This is a genomic window from Acidobacteriota bacterium (assembly GCA_003225175.1).
Lineage (GTDB): Bacteria > Acidobacteriota > Terriglobia > Terriglobales > Acidobacteriaceae > Gp1-AA112.
Window position 1 is genome coordinate 218,321 of sequence record QIBA01000030.1, and the last position, 16,061, is coordinate 234,381.

A 16,061-nucleotide genomic window follows, 5' to 3' on the forward strand; every position below is an offset into this window, starting at 1 on the left:
CGGAGCACAACCTGTTGCGGTTTCGAAAGAAGAAATTCGAGGTTCGTGACAGCCTCGAAATTCGAGGCCTTTTTGTTTCGCTTGGCAGCTTAAGAGCTCCCCAGCTTTTACTGCAGCAATGTCCCGTTTTCGTTCTTCTCTTCTGGAGGAATTACCACTGCAGCAGCCACGCGATCGCCGGGATCGAGGTGCAGCAGGCGTACGCCTTGCGCGTTACGTCCGGTTTCGCGGATCTGGCTATTCGGGAGCCGGATGATCTTGCCGTATTGGCTAATGAGCATGCATTCGGAATCCTCTTCCACCTGCATGATCGCCGTCACCTTACCGTTGCGTTCCGTGGTCTTGACGTTGATGACGCCTTTGCCGCCTCGCGATATCAGCCGGTACTCTTCGGCGTCGGTGCGTTTGCCGTATCCGTTTTCTGTCACTGACAAAATCAGCGATGGCGCCGGCTTATGCTCGCCCTCAGCGCCGCTTTCTTTCTTTTCCGCGGGCTTCTTGGCTTCGGCAGGATCGGTAACGGCCATGCCGACGATGTAATCCTTGTTATGCAGATCCATGCCGCGAACTCCATACGCGGGACGGCCCATCGAACGCACATCGGCCTCTTCGAAGCGAATCGCCATACCATCATGGGAGGCGAGAAACACGATCCTGTTGCCATCAGTAATCCGGGCGGCGACCAGCTCGTCATCCTTCTCGATACCGATGGCAATGATGCCGCGTGACATGACATTGGAGAAGTCCTTGAGAGGAGTCTTCTTTACGGTGGCTTTGGCCGTCGCGAAGAACACATACTTGTTCTCTTCTTCGAGATCGCGCACGTTAAGGATCGCGCGGACCTTCTCGCCGGGTTGCAGCGAGATCAGGCTGGCAATGGCTTTGCCCTTGCCGGCGGGTCCCACATCGGGAATCTCGTATACTTTGAGCCAGTACACGCGGCCGGCGCTCGTGAAGATAAGCAAGTAAGCGTGCGTGGACGCGATGAGCAATTGCTCGACGAAGTCCTCTTCCCGTGTGCTCATGCCTTTGCGACCCATGCCGCCACGGCGCTGCTGCCGATAGGTTGAAAGCGCAGTCCGCTTGAGATAACCGGAGTGAGAGACGGTGACCGCCACCTGTTCATCGGCCACCAAGTCTTCAAGCGTGATCTCGACACCCTCGTCGGTAATCGTCGTGCGGCGCTCGTCGCCGTATTCCTTCTTGATCTCTTCGAGTTCCTTCACGATCACGTTACGCAGCTTCTTTTCCGACGCCAGAATGCTCTCGTACTCAGCGATGCGCTCGCGAATTTCGGCGAGCTCGTTGAAGATTTCGTCCGTCGAGAGCCGCGTCAGCCGGTAGAGTTGCAGATCGAGAATGGCGTCCGCCTGACGTCCGCTCAGCTTGCCAGTTGAGTGAATCTGCTTGTCGGTGACCTTAAAGTTTGCGGCAAGCAGGGCTTCGCGAGCATCGGAGCGCGATGCCGATCCGCGAATGAGTTTTATGACTTGGTCGAGATCGTCGAGCGCGATCTTGTAGCCTTCGAGGATGTGCTCGCGTTCCCGTGCGCGGGCCACCAAGTACGCGGTTCTGCGGCGCACAACATCGACGCGGTGATCGATGAAGTGCTGGATCGCCTGCACCAGGCCCATTTCGCGTGGCTGGTTGTTGACCACCGCCAGGAAGATCATGCTGAAGCTCTCTTGCATCGAGGTGTGCTTGTAGAGCTGGTTGAGGACGATTTGAGATTCTGCGCCGCGCTTGAGTTCGATTACAATGCGCATGCCGTCGCGATCGGATTCGTCGCGCACGTCAGAGATGTCGTCAATTGCTTTGTTGTTTACGAGCTCGGCGATGCGCTTAATGAGCGATGCCTTATTTACCTGGTATGGAATCTCTGTAACGATGATTGCCTGACGTCCCTGGGCCAGGTTCTCGATGGCTGCCTTTGCGCGAACTGTGAAGCGACCACGCCCATTCGTGTACGCCTGCTCGATTCCGCTGCGGCCATAGATAAAACCGCCGGTGGGAAAGTCTGGCCCTTTTACGATCTTCAGAATTTCTTTCAGCGTGGTTTGCGGAGTCTGAACCAGAGTGATCGTTGCATTGACGATCTCGGTGAGATTGTGCGGCGGGATGTTTGTCGCCATTCCCACCGCAATTCCGTTCGAACCGTTGATCAGCAGGTTAGGAATGCGTGTAGGAAGAACCGTGGGCTCAATGGTGGATTCGTCGTAGTTAGGAACGAAATCGACCGTCTCCTTGTCGATGTCGGAGAGTATTTCGCCGGCGATCTTTCGCAAGCGGCACTCGGTGTAACGCATCGCCGCCGGAGGATCGCCATCGACTGATCCAAAGTTTCCCTGGCCATCTATCAGTGGATAACGCAACGAGAAGTCCTGGGCAAGACGAACCAGGGTGTCATAGATGGCGGTATCGCCGTGCGGATGGTATTGGCCCATCGCCTGTCCAACGACCTTGGCGCACTTCGTGTACTTCTTGTTGTGCTGAAGGCCCATCTCGTTCATGGCATAGAGCACACGACGATGCACAGGCTTGAGTCCATCGCGGACGTCGGGCAATGCGCGCCCGATGATCACCGACATGGAGTAATCGAGATACGACCGGCGCATCTCCTCTTCCACGTTGATAGGAATAATGTTGGCTGCGCCTGGTCCTTGCGGCGGCTCACCGCCAGGAGGTGTTAGGGGAAGTTGGGGGTTCTGTTCGTCAGCCATTCGTGGCAAAAGCAGCTAACTATTGGGCTAACTGCTGGCTCCTTTTTTGCGCTGAGCTTATATAGCTACTCGGGCTTTAAGACAGAAGTGGGTGGAGCAACGGCTTCGAAGCTTTCACGATAGAAGCCCATCGAATCGCCCGTAAGCTATTGTTTTATCAGGATGTTAGTTGCCCGGCGCGCTGGTCTGATTATAGCATGAATTCAGCTGCGATGAGTGGCGTGAAAAGCTTAGGCGTTCCGTACCTTTTTGGGAAAGAAGCTTATCGAAGGAAGAGCGCTCAGCAGCTTCGAAGCCTTCTCAGGGCAGATGGAACTCAACGCCGTTCTCTTCGTTCTCACGACGAGTCGCTTCCAGGTCGAGTGACGCTAGAGGAATCTTCTTCAGAAGTGAACTCTTGGTGAGATCGATCAGATTGCTGCCCACGATTGCGTAATTGCGCACTTCAGCTTTGTGCCCATCACGGTACACAAGCGTGGTGAGCGGGAGCTCCTCTGCCAGCGCGGGTGCGCCTGGGGGAATCTGCACTTGTGCCACGTCCTGCCTAGATGGCCGTGCGCTGGATTGGCCTTCGTCGAACTCGTGCTCACCATACCGCGACTCGTCATCCGCTGACGAACGTTCGTCTTTGATGATGATCACTTGAGGCGTAGGAGCCTGCTGCTGCACGGGCTGCTGTGTCTGATCATAGAGAGATGCGTCGTGATAGTAGGGATAACCGTAGTAGCCGTAGTACGGAACCGCATACACCGGAGTAGCACTAGATTGATGGCGCCCACGTTGGCAGCAAGGCCCGTGCGTGCGGAAACCTGGTGACTGTCTGAAACTGGGATCGGTGACGCTCGCGGGAATCCCGCGGAAAGTGCCATCAGTCCTGGGCGAGGTTACTGAAGCGGGAATGCCATGAAATTCAATGCTGCTGTGTTGAGCAAAGCCTGCAGGAGCGGCGCAAAGGACGGCACCAAGAACAGCGACTTGGAAAAGCCTGCGCATTACGATATTTTAGACGCTCTGCGTACGGCAAAGTTGCGAATTCTTGGCGCAAGGACCGGAGCAAAGTGACCAGCCTGGCAGACCTGTACCTGCGGGCGGCATCCAACAGCTTCGTTTGGTCCCAACTCTAATGGAGGAGTCTCGATGCGTACAGCCGCGGCATACCTCATATTAGCGCTCACCTCCGGATTCGCCTTCGCTCAAACCTCAGGGAACAAATTCGATGCTGGCAATGGCCCTGGGCTGCCCGTGTACCCGAAGGCCGTCTTGAGCGAGCACGCGGATGGTCGAGGAACTGTCTCCCTGACTGATGGCACCCGCGCACACAGCGTCGCTGCAAGTGCATACCTCTCTCAAGACAAGCCTGACAAGGTTCTTCAGTTTTATCGAGATCGCCTCAAAGCCAAAGGACAAGTCGTGGAATGTTCCGGAGGCAAGAACAACGATGTGGACGTGCAGCTTAATGACGCAGCGTTCACCGCTCCATCGGCATGCCATGCAAGAGACTTTGCCGCGAGCGGAACACTGCTGAAATTGATTTCAGGCGACGAACAAAAGATCGTCGTAGTCCTGCCGCACGGCAACGGTTCAGAAATCGCGCTGGTCAGCGTCGAGCCTTAAGACGCGTCGAAAACTCACTTCAGATTCTCATGGGCATGATGATGTAGCGATATTTGTACTCGTCCGCTCCACCCTCTGGCCTTATCTGCCCTGCCGATTGCGCGTCTTTGAACTCCAGCCGCACTTCACCGGAGTTCGTCACCTTGAGGAAGTCGAGCATGTACTGCGAGTTGAAGCCGATGATCAGTGGATCGGATTTATAGCTGGTCTCAATGAACTCCTCTGATTCGCCGGCTTCAGTGGACGAAGACGAAATGCGAATCTCATCCTTCTCGAGCTTCATACGAATCGCGCCTGATCGTTCATCGGCGAATTGAGCAACGCGCTGAATGGCGCCCATGAGGTCTGCGCATCCCACAACGACAGCTTTGTTGTTGTCGCGCGGCAGCACGGCTTCGTAGTTCGGAAATTGTCCGGTAAGTTGGCGCGAAGTAAGCAGCCTGCCTCCGATGCGGAAGAACAGAGTCGAATCATCTTTCGCAAATTCAACGAAATCCTGATCTGTCTGATCGAGCAGCGATTTCAATTCATTCATCGCCTTGCGCGGCACCAGGGTCTTCATCTCTCCATTCACGCCCGGGAAAGAAGACTTCGTCTCGATGTGCGCGAGTCGATGTCCATCCGTTGCTACCATCGCGATCGATTCGGCTTTGATTACCATCAGAGCCCCGTTTAACGTGTAACGCGATTCTTCGTTCGAGATCGCAAAGATCGTCTTCGCAATCAAATTGTGCAGCGCCGGCACCGGAAGCTTCGTCGTTGAGCCCGATGGAAAGGTTGGCAGCGCTGGGAAATTTGCTCGCGCCATACCAACCATCTTCGTATTCGATCGACCAGCGCGAATCTGCACCCAGTGATTCTCCATCTGCTTGATGGTGATTGATCCTTCGGGAAGCAGCTTCACGTAGTCGTAGAGTTTTCGCGCTGGGATTGTGCAGGATCCTTCTTTCTTCACCGTAGCACCGCAGGAGGTCCGAAGGCTCAGATCGAGGTCCGTAGCAGTAATCGTGAGTCGATCACCCGCGGCTTCAAACAGAAAGTTTGAAAGAATCGGGATCGTCGTCTTGCGCTCGACTACGCCTTGCGTGGCCGTGAGCTCCCTGAGCAATTCGGCCTGGCTCAGGACGAGCTCCATAGCTGCACCAGGTGCAGTGCTGATTTTTTCGACGTTCTCCACGCTCACTCCGGATGAAGACATGATGACGAGACCCCCTGCAATGTATGCGTAAAACTTATATCAGCTACTGCTTTTACTTCAATCAGAGAAAAGAACAACTACTCTAGCAGCAGTAGTAAATGCTCTGGAAAAGTGGACATTTATCTCCAAATCGCATTCCGAGCGAAGGGAGAGCGGTTCGCGATTTAGAAATTGAGGGCGGAGAAGCAGGTCCGTGATGGATTGTCGAGCAGCTTCATCTGAACAGGAACAAGTTGTCCGAACCTCCAACATTGCGTCCACAGGAGAGTGGGTGGAAAGCGCGTCGCTATGGTGGAAAGATGCGGCGTGAGCAGGATTGATCGTGTAATCCGGAGTTGATGGTTTCCACATGCTGCGAGGAATGTGCACGCAGAATGCCGCGTCTCTACCGTACGGCGTGAGTGGTCAATCACTGTAGCGGAATGTCGAAGTAAAACAGTTCTTGGCCTTTGCCGTTCCGAATGCCAGTGAACAGAATCCGCGATCCGATGAGAGGTTGTTGCACGCCGCTTACATCGAAGAATAAAAATCCCGCTTGCGTATTATGCGGTTCTACAGCTTCAGCCTTGAACATCAAGTAGTCAATCTCTTCTTCCGTCCCCTTGGGCAGGCGCTTGGGTTTACCGCGAGGAATGGGAACAGGTAATGGGATCCGCGTCGATGATGTGGTGTCCTGGGGCTCCACGGAACGCCCGACTGCGCGTTCGATATCCTCTTTGGTGAGCGGCTCGCCTTTGGCTTTGTGCGACGTCGTGAACTGGATCTTCGCGTCTGCCAGCGAGAGCGGATCATCGCTGTCATTGCTGATAATGAGGCGCACGGGAAGGATGCGATGGTCCGCAAATTTCACGTGAAAGACGGAATCCTTCTCTGGCCCGTATGGATCAACGGCGACCGTTACACCTTCGCCTTTGTGCGTGTCATGCTGCGCAAACTTTGCCGCATGGCCCGCCGGTGGAATCTCAGGCGGCTTGTAATCGTAAGCATTTCCAGCGGTGAAGCCAGTGAATAACAGCACCGCCGTTGCCCAGCATGATGATCGAGGACGAATCCTCATCTGCTACACCGATGCGAAGAAATTCTTCATGCGTTGCAACGCTTCCTTAAGGACCGCGCCGCTCGTGGCGTATGAGAGACGTATATGCTCGTGCGTCCCGAAGCCTTCGCCAGGAACGGTAACCACGTGCGCCTCATGCAGCAGACGGTTGGCAACATCGATGCTCGACTGCAGACCCCCACGGCCAAGATATGCCGAGATGTTGGGATAAACGTAGAAGGCACCCACTGGTCGCGCACAACGAACTCCAGGGATCTGAGCCAGATCGGCGAGTACCTGGTCGCGCAGGCGAATGTAATCTGCGCGGAACTCGGCGACGCAATCCTGCGGACCTTCCAATGCAGCGATAGCAGCCTTCTGTACCATGGATGCCGGATTCGACGTGGATTGGCTCTGCAGCTTGCTAATCTGCGCAATAACCGGAGCCGGCCCAAGCGCGTATCCCGATCGCCACCCGGTCATGGCATAGGTCTTCGACAACGAGCCGATGATTACCAGGTGTTCCCGCGCTTCGCTGACAGATCCGGCTGACTGAATGTCGCCGGTGAAATTGAGGTAAACGTAGCATTCGTCCGCGATAACGTAGATGCCGCGTCGGTGCGCCATCAGAAGCACTTCGCGCATGTCTTCGGGATACATGACCGCGCCGGAAGGATTGCACGGACTGTTCAAAATGATGGCGCGTGTCCGAGAAGTAATCGCGCGCTTGATGATCTCGGCCGTAATGCGAAAATCCTGCTCTTCGTCGGCTTCGACGTACACGCACTTTCCGCCGGCGTACTCGACGATGTCCTTGAAGGAGACCCAATATGGAACTGGAATGATGACCTCGTCGCCGTGATCCACGAGCACTTGGAGGGCATTAAACAACGCCTGCTTGCCTCCGGTTGAGGCGACAGCCTCGTCGGGCATGTAGTTGGAACCGAAATCAGTAGCGTGTCGCTCCACGATGGCTTTGCGGAGTTCGGGGACCCCTCCAACGGCAGTATACTTCGTAAAGTTCTGTTCGATGGCGGCAATGCCGGCGTCCTTGATGTGGCGTGGCGTGTTGAAGTGCGGCTCGCCCATACCCATGTCGCACAGATCGATTCCTTTAGCGCGCAGCTTGGCAGCTTCGGCCGTCATGGCGATTGTGGCCGAGACTTCAATCCGATTTACCCGTGCCGAAAATGGACTGCTGATCGCAGTAGTTGCCATCGTTGCCTCCGAATCTAGTGCTTCCCCTGCCTGGCCAGCGAAACTTCAGGGTGAACTTTGTTATACAACCGCTTCTCTACCTCAGGGGGAACCAATTGACGAACCGAACCGCCCAGCCGGAACACTTCCTTCACCAGGCGCGAGCTCAGATAAGAATAAGTCTCGGCGGGCATCATGAACACGGTTTCCACTTGCGCGTTCAACTTGCGGTTCATGAGGGCCATCTGCAGCTCATACTCATAATCGCTAATTGCGCGGATGCCGCGCAAGACAGCGTGCGCCCTCTGCTGAACAACGTAATCCACCAGCAGTCCGGAGAAGGTATCGATGCGTACATTGGGCCAGCGCGACGTCGCTTCTATGAGCATTTCCTTGCGTTCGGCGACGTCGAAAAGGGGTTCTTTCTCCGAATTTCGAAGAATGGCCACGATCAGCTCGTGGAAGATTTTGCTTCCACGGTCAATAAGGTCCAGATGGCCGTTCGTTAGCGGATCAAAGGATCCGGGGTATATAGCCCTGATTTGTTTCATTTACAGCCCTGGAAGGCAGCTTCGACCCGATTCTATGGACTCTGTGCCAGCCTCGCAATGGCTAATCCAATAGAACAGTGTGCAAACCTTTTCACTTTGCCTTTTGCGTTAGTATTTTGCCCGCTTAACGTCGAGATTGAAGAATCAGCTATTTACGGGCTCAAAGATTTTGGCTCGGCAATTGCAACAGCTAGAAATCGAGAGGTTGTGAAGGCATTTGGGGGAGTGCTCAACGGCCTCGATGGAAATTTTGGGCCCGTATAGAGGGGCCAAAAGATGAACGCCAGAACCAACCAGTTCTGGCGTTTTCCATTTTCCGGGGAGAAGCGAACATGAAGTACACGAAGGAGCAAAGGATAAGGTCACGAAGCTCCCTCTAGTGATCTCGTCCTTTGTCTTCGTGACCTTGGTATTCGCTCTTTCAGGTGTTCATTTACGCTGCATTGGAATTGGGCGTGGAGGAGCAGGCGGATGATTTGCAGTTGCTGCTCCGGCTCCATTCGGCCCCGCTGCCGCAGCGGCCTTCTCGCCTGCCGCCGTTAGCCCCAGCGCTTTGCGAACTTCGACCTCGATCTTTCCGGCGAGGTCTTTGTTCTCTTTCAGGAAGACCTTTGCATTCTCGCGGCCTTGGCCGATGCGCTCGCCCTTGTAGCTGAACCATGAACCGGACTTCTCGACGATGTTGTGATTGGCCGCCAGATCGAGCAGGTCGCCTTCGCGCGAGATCCCTTCGCCGTACATGATGTCGAATTCAGCTTCGCGGAACGGAGCCGCTACTTTGTTCTTCACGACTTTGACTTTGGTGCGCGAGCCGACCACCAGATCACCTTCTTTGATGGCAGCTATGCGCCGGATGTCGACCCGCACGGAAGAGTAGAACTTCAACGCGCGGCCGCCCGTAGTCGTTTCGGGATTTCCGAACATGACGCCGATCTTCTCGCGGATTTGATTGATAAAGATCAGGCAAGTGCGCGACTTGGAGACCGTGCCGGTGAGCTTGCGAAGAGCCTGGGACATGAGACGGGCCTGCAGTCCAACATGACTGTCGCCCATCTCGCCATCGAGTTCCGCTTTGGGAACGAGCGCGGCGACTGAGTCCACGACAAGGACGTCAATGGCATTCGATCGAACCAACGCTTCGGTAATCTCAAGCGCCTGCTCGCCGTAGTCCGGCTGCGAGACCAGCAGGTTATCCACATCGACCCCTAGTCTCTTCGCATATGTCGGATCGAGCGCGTGCTCTGCGTCCACAAAAGCCGCCATCCCCCCGGCCTTCTGCGCTTCGGCGATCACCTGGAGAGTAATCGTGGTTTTGCCGGAGGACTCAGGACCGAAGACTTCAATCACGCGTCCGCGAGGAAAGCCGCCAACACCAAGAGCAGCATCAAAGGAAATCGCGCCAGTAGAAATAACCGAGATCGGCACGATCGCTTCCTTCGAGCCGAGCCGCATGATCGATCCCTTGCCAAACTGCTTTTCAATTTGCGATAGAGCGAGATCGATTGCGCGTGATTTCTCGTCCGCCATGATGCCTCCTGCTGAGTTGGATTCAATTACGAGAGGGCATTATAGCGGAACATTCCCCCATTAGCGAAGAAAAAACGAAGCGCCCCGAGTAAACACGAAGGTCGAGCTCAAGAGATTAAGGTCACGGTGGATTTTCTGGGTGACCTTATGAGTCTCCTTCGTGCCCTTCGTGCTTCACTCCGGTTTTTATCGCTTTAACAAATCCACAGGCTCCCGCACGTCATGCACCCGGAAATACTTCGCAAGTGATGGATGCCGCCGAGCCACCGCTTCATACATCGCATAAGCCACTTCCCGATATGAGCGATGTCCCGCCGGCGTAGTTCGCAGCTCGGAAATATAGACGGCTTCTGCGAAGTCCATTTTGAAGAGCGTGCGTTTCTTGAAGGCCAAAGGCAGTACATATTGCGCGTTCTGCTCTCCATTCGGATCGTGACTCCCGCAGAACTGGTCATGCGTGTCGGAGGCGCGCAACATCGTTTCACCGTAACGATCCTGGAGGCCTGAAGAACGGAGTTCCTCAGGAGTAGCGAAGCCGTGGAGGTTCGTGAACTCCTGTTCGATCTGAATGCAGCGGCGGTGACGATGCATGTCGCGAAATCCGCCGATGTCCATGAGAATGTCGAAGCGAAATGCTTGGCCGGCGGCGAAGAAACGCAGCAGCTCGTCGTGCTTGCCTCGATGGCGCATACCGAGAGCGATAATTTCTTCTCGACGCGCCGAGGAAATCGATGAGACCGCCTCCCGAATCTGACGATAGCTGTAGTGATCGGCTCCGTATAGCAGCGTGCTGGCCAGCTCAATCTCGAGCGGCTCATGTTCGAGCAAATCGACAACAAAAGACTGCTCCAGTTGACCGTCCTGGATCACCGTATCGATGGGAATGAGTTCGCGAAGAGCCTGGCGGAGCTCACGACGAGTCTCCTGCTCGTAACGACTTGCCTCGGCATACTTCACGAGTGTGGCCGCAACCTTCACATCCTTGAGCAGCACTTCCCGAGCGCGCTCGGCGAGAGCCGGATTCTCAGCCGCAATCTCATCCACCAGCTTGCGGTATACGGCTTCGTTGACATTGTAGGAAGCTGAACGCGCTGCTTGCCTGAGCGCCTCTCCTAGTTGCCGAACCTCGGCATGTGTGTGACTGAGCAAGCGCGAGATCTGGGTTTCCAGTGTCCGTGCATTCACAATTTGGCCAAGCGAGGTATTCGTCGCTAACGGCAGCAGATAGCGAGAGATGTCGAAGGCACGCGCGCGCAAGATGCGCTGGTAAGCTTCCTGCGTCATCTCGGCAGGTTTTGCAATCTGTGTAGCGAGATAACGCGCCATTTCATCGGAGATCGCTTCGTATTCGGCGAATAGAAACTTTACGGTCTTAAGGTATTGGTCACGATCCGCGGAGCTGGTGAATTCCGGAATGTAAAAGCCGCTCTTCTTGAAGTTCTGGTATCGCGTCGAGCGTTCTTGGCCGTCCCAACGCTGCTCATCCACAAGTGTGATCGCAGCTAGAATCGAGAGCCTTTCGATGGCCATCGGGATGTGTGCCAAATCGGCGATCGAGCGATGTCCGTACTGAAAGTAGAAGGTGTTGAGGAACTGCTCGGCCTTCTGCTCGCTGATCTCCCTCAGTGACTCCTTCATCGAGAGTGCAGAGCGTGAGTACTTGGCCATTGCGTAAGCCTGCACTTCGGGTTCGACACCGTGAACGGCAAACACTTCCGTCGACGGAATAGAAAGCTGCTGTGTTGACCCTTCCGGATTACAGGCCGGTTTAGTTCCGTTGGGATGAGACATCAGGCAGTCAGCATAGCGCACAGAAGCCAAACTGCGCCTATGCATTTCGAGGATTCGCGATTTTGTGATTTAGCGATTTTGTGATTTCGTGATTGCTGATCCGCATGCGCGCAGACCAGGAAATGACGAAATCACCAAATCACGAAATTCTGAGGGAAACTGCCCATCGGCCATGGCCGCTGCCTGAGGCTCCTTGGGTCATGTATCAGCGCTGGCATGACTTGCTCTTTGCGCACTGGGCCCTTCCAGCCGAACAAGTTCGCCCGCTGGTTCCTCGTGAGTTGGATCTGGACACCTTCGACGGCAAGGCTTGGATAGGCGTAATTCCCTTCTGGATGAGCCATGTGCGATTTCGCGCACTGCCTTACGTTCCGACGGCGACCACATTTCCTGAACTCAATGTGCGAACCTACGTGCGAGCTCCGCAGGAGCCTGACAAGCCTGGTGTCTACTTCTTCAGCCTCGATGCTGGAAGTCTACTTGCAGTACTAGGAGCAAGAGCAGGAGCGGGACTTCCTTATTTTTGGGCAGACATGAATGTCAAAGTTTTCGCTGTTGACCAGGTGCAATACCGGAGCACAAGACGACAAACGACAAAGGCGAAGTTGGTCGGCCACTATGGGGCTACTGGGGATGTATCAGCTGAGAAAAGCGATCTAGAGCGATTCGTTACCGAGCGCTATTGCCTTTACACCACGCGAAAACGGAAGGTTCAGCGCATCCAGATTCATCATCTTCCCTGGCCTCTGCAGTCGGCTGAGGCAGAGTTCGACGTGAATACGATGACCGAATCGCTTGGGTTGGATTTTCCACGTGAGAGGCCAACGCTGCAATTTGCAAAGTTTCTCGAAGTCTACATCTTCGCGCCCGAAGTGCTCGGCTGAAGGTGCAAAGAATTCCCTGAGGTCCGAGGAATTTTCAGGATTTGGGACAAATTCAACAACATTTAGTTTGCATTTCAAAATGCCTGTTATTTGCGCCTTGTTGTTGCACCTGATCATCCAGCCTTGCGGAAGGTCAGATTGACACGGAGATCGCCGACGAGTGGATGGTGATCTTCCTTCAGAGGCTGAACTCCGTGATAGCGAAGCCGTGCCGGACCACCCCAGACCACAACGTCACCATGCGTGAGTCTCACTCGAACGGTTTTGTCGTTGCGCTTCAGGCCGCCAAACAGAAACACCGCCGGAACTCCGAGCGACACTGAGACAATGGGCTGACTGAAATCCTTCTCGTCTTTGTCCTGATGGAGCGAGAGGCGTGCGCCGGTTTCATAGCGATTGATCAGACAGGCGTCAGGTACGAAATTTGGGAATCCGGCTTCAGTCGCGGCATTACTTGCGAGTCTGAAGAGTGGCATCGGTATCGGCGGCCAAGGCAAGCCGCTCATCGGATCCTGACTGTCATAGCGATAGCCGCTTCGGTCTGTGACCCAGCCCAGTGATCCGCAGTTCGACATGGCTACCGACATGCGATAACCACCGGGCGTAATCATTTGCCGAAATGGAGCCTTCGCAACCACCTCACGAATTGCTGAGAGGACTGCCATTTCGTGCTGTAATGCAAAGCCACGGAGAACCGTTGCGCCGGTCGCCAGCGGCTCAGTTCGTGGTTCCTCGATAGCATCCTCGAAGAGATTTCCGCTGCTGCGCTGGCGCTTACTTGGCATCGTGAAAGATGATTCCCAATGTGTGCCGCTGACCGGAGCGGACGCGGCTCACTCCGTGTCGAAGGTTGACGCGATAGACTCCCCGCGTGCCCTGCACTGGACGATTATGTACCGCGAACAGCACCCCGTCTCCCTGATGCAGAGGCACTACTTGCGCTCTAGACTGCATGCGAGGACGCTGCTCAGTCATGACGAACTCGCCGCCTTCGAAGTCTCGTCCTGGTTTGGACAGAAGAATGGCGAGCTGAAGCGGAAAGACATGCTCCCCATAGAGATCCTGATGCAGGCAGTTGTAGTCCTCGGGTCCGTATTGCAGCAGCAGCGGAGTTGGTTTCTCTTGTCCCGCCCCGTGACAGCGCCTGATGAAGTCGGCGTGCCTTTCCGGGAAATTTACGTGGATGCCCAACGCCTGATTCCATCGATTCGCGATTGGAGCCAGATGCGGATACATCGTTGTGCGTACCTCCGCAAGCAATTCGGGCAGAGGATACTTGAAGTACTTGTATTCACCTTGCCCAAAGCCATGGCGCGACATCACGACTTTGCTGCGAAATAGATCGTCCTTCGAATACAGAGCCGCAATCTCTAGGCACTCTTCAGGAGAGAGCAGACGGCCGAGTACAGCATTGCCGTAAGCATCCAGTTCCCGAGAGATTCGTACCCAATCGAGGGACGGAATCCTTGCACTTCTTTCACTCAATGAATCGATCGGGATCACAGACGCGTTGCTCATATATCCTCCTGCGAATGAACGCTCTTGTCGAGTGCCATGTGAGTGTAGGCAGTGTTCCTATTCGCTGCACTCCGATTCCTGCCTTCAAATTTCTCGAAGCAGAGCTGCAGGGCTCGCTCGAGAACGGGCGTCGTTAACCCGGTGTGCGGCAAGCAATCGCGCAGAGCGGCCTACTCTTTGGCTATTGGATTCCGTTGGTGCTCCTTCGTCGGTTCGTCACGACGGGGAGTGAAGAGGAAGCTCAGCGATATTCCGCCCAGCAACAACCAGGAGAGATTCGCACGTGCATCATGGTTGACGATCCGTAGCGAATGTTGCGGAGCATAAACGAAGTAGGCCAGCAGCAGCGCTGATACGACACTGCCCAGCACTCCAGTGGCTACACCGAAGCGTGCTGCAACGGATACGACCACCGCGAGACAAATGATGGGAAGAGTTACTTCCATCCGAGTTTGATTAAAGAGCAATGCAAGGATGAGAGCGACGGAAGCGCAGAGCAGAGTTCCAATTGCGGTGTCGAGCACAGTGAAAATTGCTTTGGAGTGGCGTCTCAACTGCATACGGATTTAGATTGTCAAAAGTCAGAGTAGCGTTGGGAAAATTCGAGAGCTGCTGATGTGGAAAAGATGCACGAGTATGAGGTGAGGAACCTGCAAAGGGAACCAGAGCCGCAGCAGAGTGCGGCTCTCTTCAACCAAAGCGATCGCTCTACTCGCGCGTAAAGATTCCGGTGAAGCCGTATCCAAATGACAAGGCCAGAACTGCAGTGGCAGCCGCAACCACAGCAAAGTGCCTTCGTACTACTCGCTTCACATCGGTACGCTCTCGAACCTCAGAGCGAACCACTGAGCGGAGATGTTGAACGTCATTATGGAGCGCTCGTCTCTGTTCTGCTGCGTGCTGCTCGAGAATTTCGGTGGGAAAAGTCGCCTGCGTCATACCTGTGACCTCGCTTCATTCTGAATCCAGATCTGGTCCTGCTTGAGCACGCGAAGGGTACGCGTCGGCGCAATTCCCGTCTGTGTCAATTCACGCTTGCCAAGATAGAAGAGTCCGAAAGCGCAAATCATGTAAAACGCGGTCACAATCAGCGCTCCATAGCACCAGGCATAGGGACTCGGCAGGAAGATGCCCGCGAGAAACGCGACAACAGCAAAGGTCAGAACTATAAGCGCCATTCCGCCAAGCAGGGCCCCAACCACCAAAATGGGAATTGCGGCTTTCCAAACCTTCAGCTTGTCATTCATTTCCTGCGTCAAGATTTGTAGGCGCGTGGAGACAAAATCGCGAGCATCGTTTTTCAGTTCGCTCACAACTTGCCCGATAGATTTGTTGTTTTCAGTGACGACGTGCATTGTGTGCCCTCACAATCCTTAGTGAAACACCAGCCAGAAGAGCTGCTCCGGCAATGCCGCCCAGCACCTCCAGAGGATGCTCGTGAACGAGGCGCTGTGCTCGCCTACGCATCTGCTCCGCGCGGAGGCGTGCTTGCAACCGCAACTCGCGCGATTGTTCTTCAATTCGATCCTTGATCTCGCTGGCCCGCTCAGCAGCCCTACGGCTGAGTTGGTCAACTTCGTCAAATGCGACCCGTCCGCGTTCCTCCACACGATCCATCAAATCGCGAGCTTTCTCCTGAGTTGTCCCAACCAAGCTGCGGGCTCGCTGCTCAGCTGTATCGGCCAACGAAGACGCCGAACTGGAGATACGATTAGAGACGGCGTCTTTCGCTTGCTCTGCCCGATCTCGGACGAGGTGGAGTTTTTCCCAGGCCGAATCAGGAACGCGGCGCGCTTGCGACACCACACGTCCTACAGCTCCGCCTACCTGTTCGGCAGCCCGATTCAGACGAGGGTTCCCCGCCTCCGGCAGTTGGCGGTCGGGACTAGCCATGTCCATGTTCAAATCCGTTCGAGAAACTCTGCCGCGGGTCTCATCCAATTCTTCAGCGATAGTTACTGATCGAAAAGCATCCTTCCGTAGGGGATCTGCCATTTCGCCCTCCTGCATGTCGCAATGACCGAC

16 protein-coding genes are annotated in these 16,061 nt (G+C 55.0%); 2 read left to right on the top strand and 14 right to left on the bottom strand.

Translation table 11 applies throughout. From position 1 onward, the window contains the following. Positions 1-107 precede the first annotated feature (107 nt). Positions 108-2,720: a DNA gyrase subunit A gene (locus DMG62_03160; GenBank protein PYY24571.1), complete on the bottom strand. Its 2,613-nt coding sequence runs from the start codon at positions 2,718-2,720 to the stop codon at positions 108-110. 300 nt (positions 2,721-3,020) lie between these two features. Then, entirely contained in the window at positions 3,021-3,470 is a 450-nt protein-coding gene (locus DMG62_03165) for a hypothetical protein (GenBank protein PYY24572.1), read from the bottom strand. A gap of 387 nt (positions 3,471-3,857) precedes the next feature. Here DMG62_03165 and DMG62_03170 point away from each other — a divergent pair, with 387 nt between their 5' ends. Next, a complete protein-coding gene (locus DMG62_03170) occupies positions 3,858-4,334 on the top strand; it encodes a hypothetical protein (GenBank protein PYY24573.1) in 477 nt (158 codons plus the stop codon). Positions 4,335-4,353: 19 nt separating this feature from the next. On the opposite strand, the gene DMG62_03175 is transcribed toward DMG62_03170, so the two are convergent. From DMG62_03175 to DMG62_03200, 6 genes are all read right to left on the bottom strand, one after another. Next, entirely contained in the window at positions 4,354-5,469 is a 1,116-nt protein-coding gene (locus DMG62_03175; protein ID PYY24610.1) for a DNA polymerase III subunit beta, read from the bottom strand. A 472-nt stretch (positions 5,470-5,941) separates the two neighbouring features. Next, on the bottom strand, positions 5,942-6,550 hold the full coding sequence (locus DMG62_03180; protein PYY24574.1) for a hypothetical protein: 609 nt from the start codon (positions 6,548-6,550) through the stop codon (positions 5,942-5,944). Between the two features lie 42 nt (positions 6,551-6,592). After that, positions 6,593-7,786 (bottom strand): pyridoxal phosphate-dependent aminotransferase, encoded by a 1,194-nt coding sequence (locus DMG62_03185; protein ID PYY24575.1) that lies wholly within the window; start codon positions 7,784-7,786, stop codon positions 6,593-6,595. 14 nt (positions 7,787-7,800) lie between these two features. Further along, positions 7,801-8,316 carry a pantetheine-phosphate adenylyltransferase gene (locus DMG62_03190; protein ID PYY24576.1) on the bottom strand — a complete coding sequence of 172 codons (516 nt, stop codon included), beginning with the start codon at positions 8,314-8,316 and terminating at the stop codon, positions 7,801-7,803. A gap of 429 nt (positions 8,317-8,745) precedes the next feature. Continuing rightward, on the bottom strand, positions 8,746-9,843 hold the full coding sequence (recA, locus tag DMG62_03195) for a recombinase RecA (GenBank protein ID PYY24577.1): 1,098 nt from the start codon (positions 9,841-9,843) through the stop codon (positions 8,746-8,748). Between the two features lie 186 nt (positions 9,844-10,029). Then, positions 10,030-11,634: an alternative thymidylate synthase gene (locus DMG62_03200; protein ID PYY24578.1), complete on the bottom strand. Its 1,605-nt coding sequence runs from the start codon at positions 11,632-11,634 to the stop codon at positions 10,030-10,032. A gap of 122 nt (positions 11,635-11,756) precedes the next feature. Between DMG62_03200 and DMG62_03205 the strand changes: the two genes are divergently transcribed. Continuing rightward, complete coding sequence (locus DMG62_03205) at positions 11,757-12,518, top strand: hypothetical protein (protein PYY24611.1); 762 nt, start codon at positions 11,757-11,759, stop codon at positions 12,516-12,518. A gap of 113 nt (positions 12,519-12,631) precedes the next feature. Here DMG62_03205 and DMG62_03210 read toward each other — a convergent pair whose 3' ends face one another. The 6 genes from DMG62_03210 to DMG62_03235 form a co-directional block, all read right to left on the bottom strand. Further along, complete coding sequence (locus DMG62_03210; GenBank protein ID PYY24579.1) at positions 12,632-13,303, bottom strand: DNA oxidative demethylase AlkB; 672 nt, start codon at positions 13,301-13,303, stop codon at positions 12,632-12,634. Further along, positions 13,293-14,036, bottom strand: a complete 744-nt coding sequence (locus DMG62_03215) for a proline hydroxylase (GenBank protein PYY24580.1) — start codon at positions 14,034-14,036, stop codon at positions 13,293-13,295. The genes DMG62_03210 and DMG62_03215 overlap by 11 nt, the downstream gene beginning before the upstream one ends. Before the next feature lie 170 nt (positions 14,037-14,206). Beyond that, positions 14,207-14,596 (bottom strand): hypothetical protein, encoded by a 390-nt coding sequence (locus tag DMG62_03220; GenBank protein ID PYY24581.1) that lies wholly within the window; start codon positions 14,594-14,596, stop codon positions 14,207-14,209. A 148-nt stretch (positions 14,597-14,744) separates the two neighbouring features. Continuing rightward, positions 14,745-14,975, bottom strand: a complete 231-nt coding sequence (locus DMG62_03225; GenBank protein ID PYY24582.1) for a hypothetical protein — start codon at positions 14,973-14,975, stop codon at positions 14,745-14,747. Further along, positions 14,972-15,391, bottom strand: coding sequence for a hypothetical protein (locus DMG62_03230; protein PYY24583.1), 420 nt, complete (start codon positions 15,389-15,391; stop codon positions 14,972-14,974). Before DMG62_03230 ends, DMG62_03225 begins: the two co-directional genes overlap by 4 nt. After that, positions 15,375-16,031, bottom strand: coding sequence for a hypothetical protein (locus tag DMG62_03235; protein ID PYY24584.1), 657 nt, complete (start codon positions 16,029-16,031; stop codon positions 15,375-15,377). The genes DMG62_03230 and DMG62_03235 overlap by 17 nt, the downstream gene beginning before the upstream one ends. Positions 16,032-16,061 lie beyond the last annotated feature (30 nt).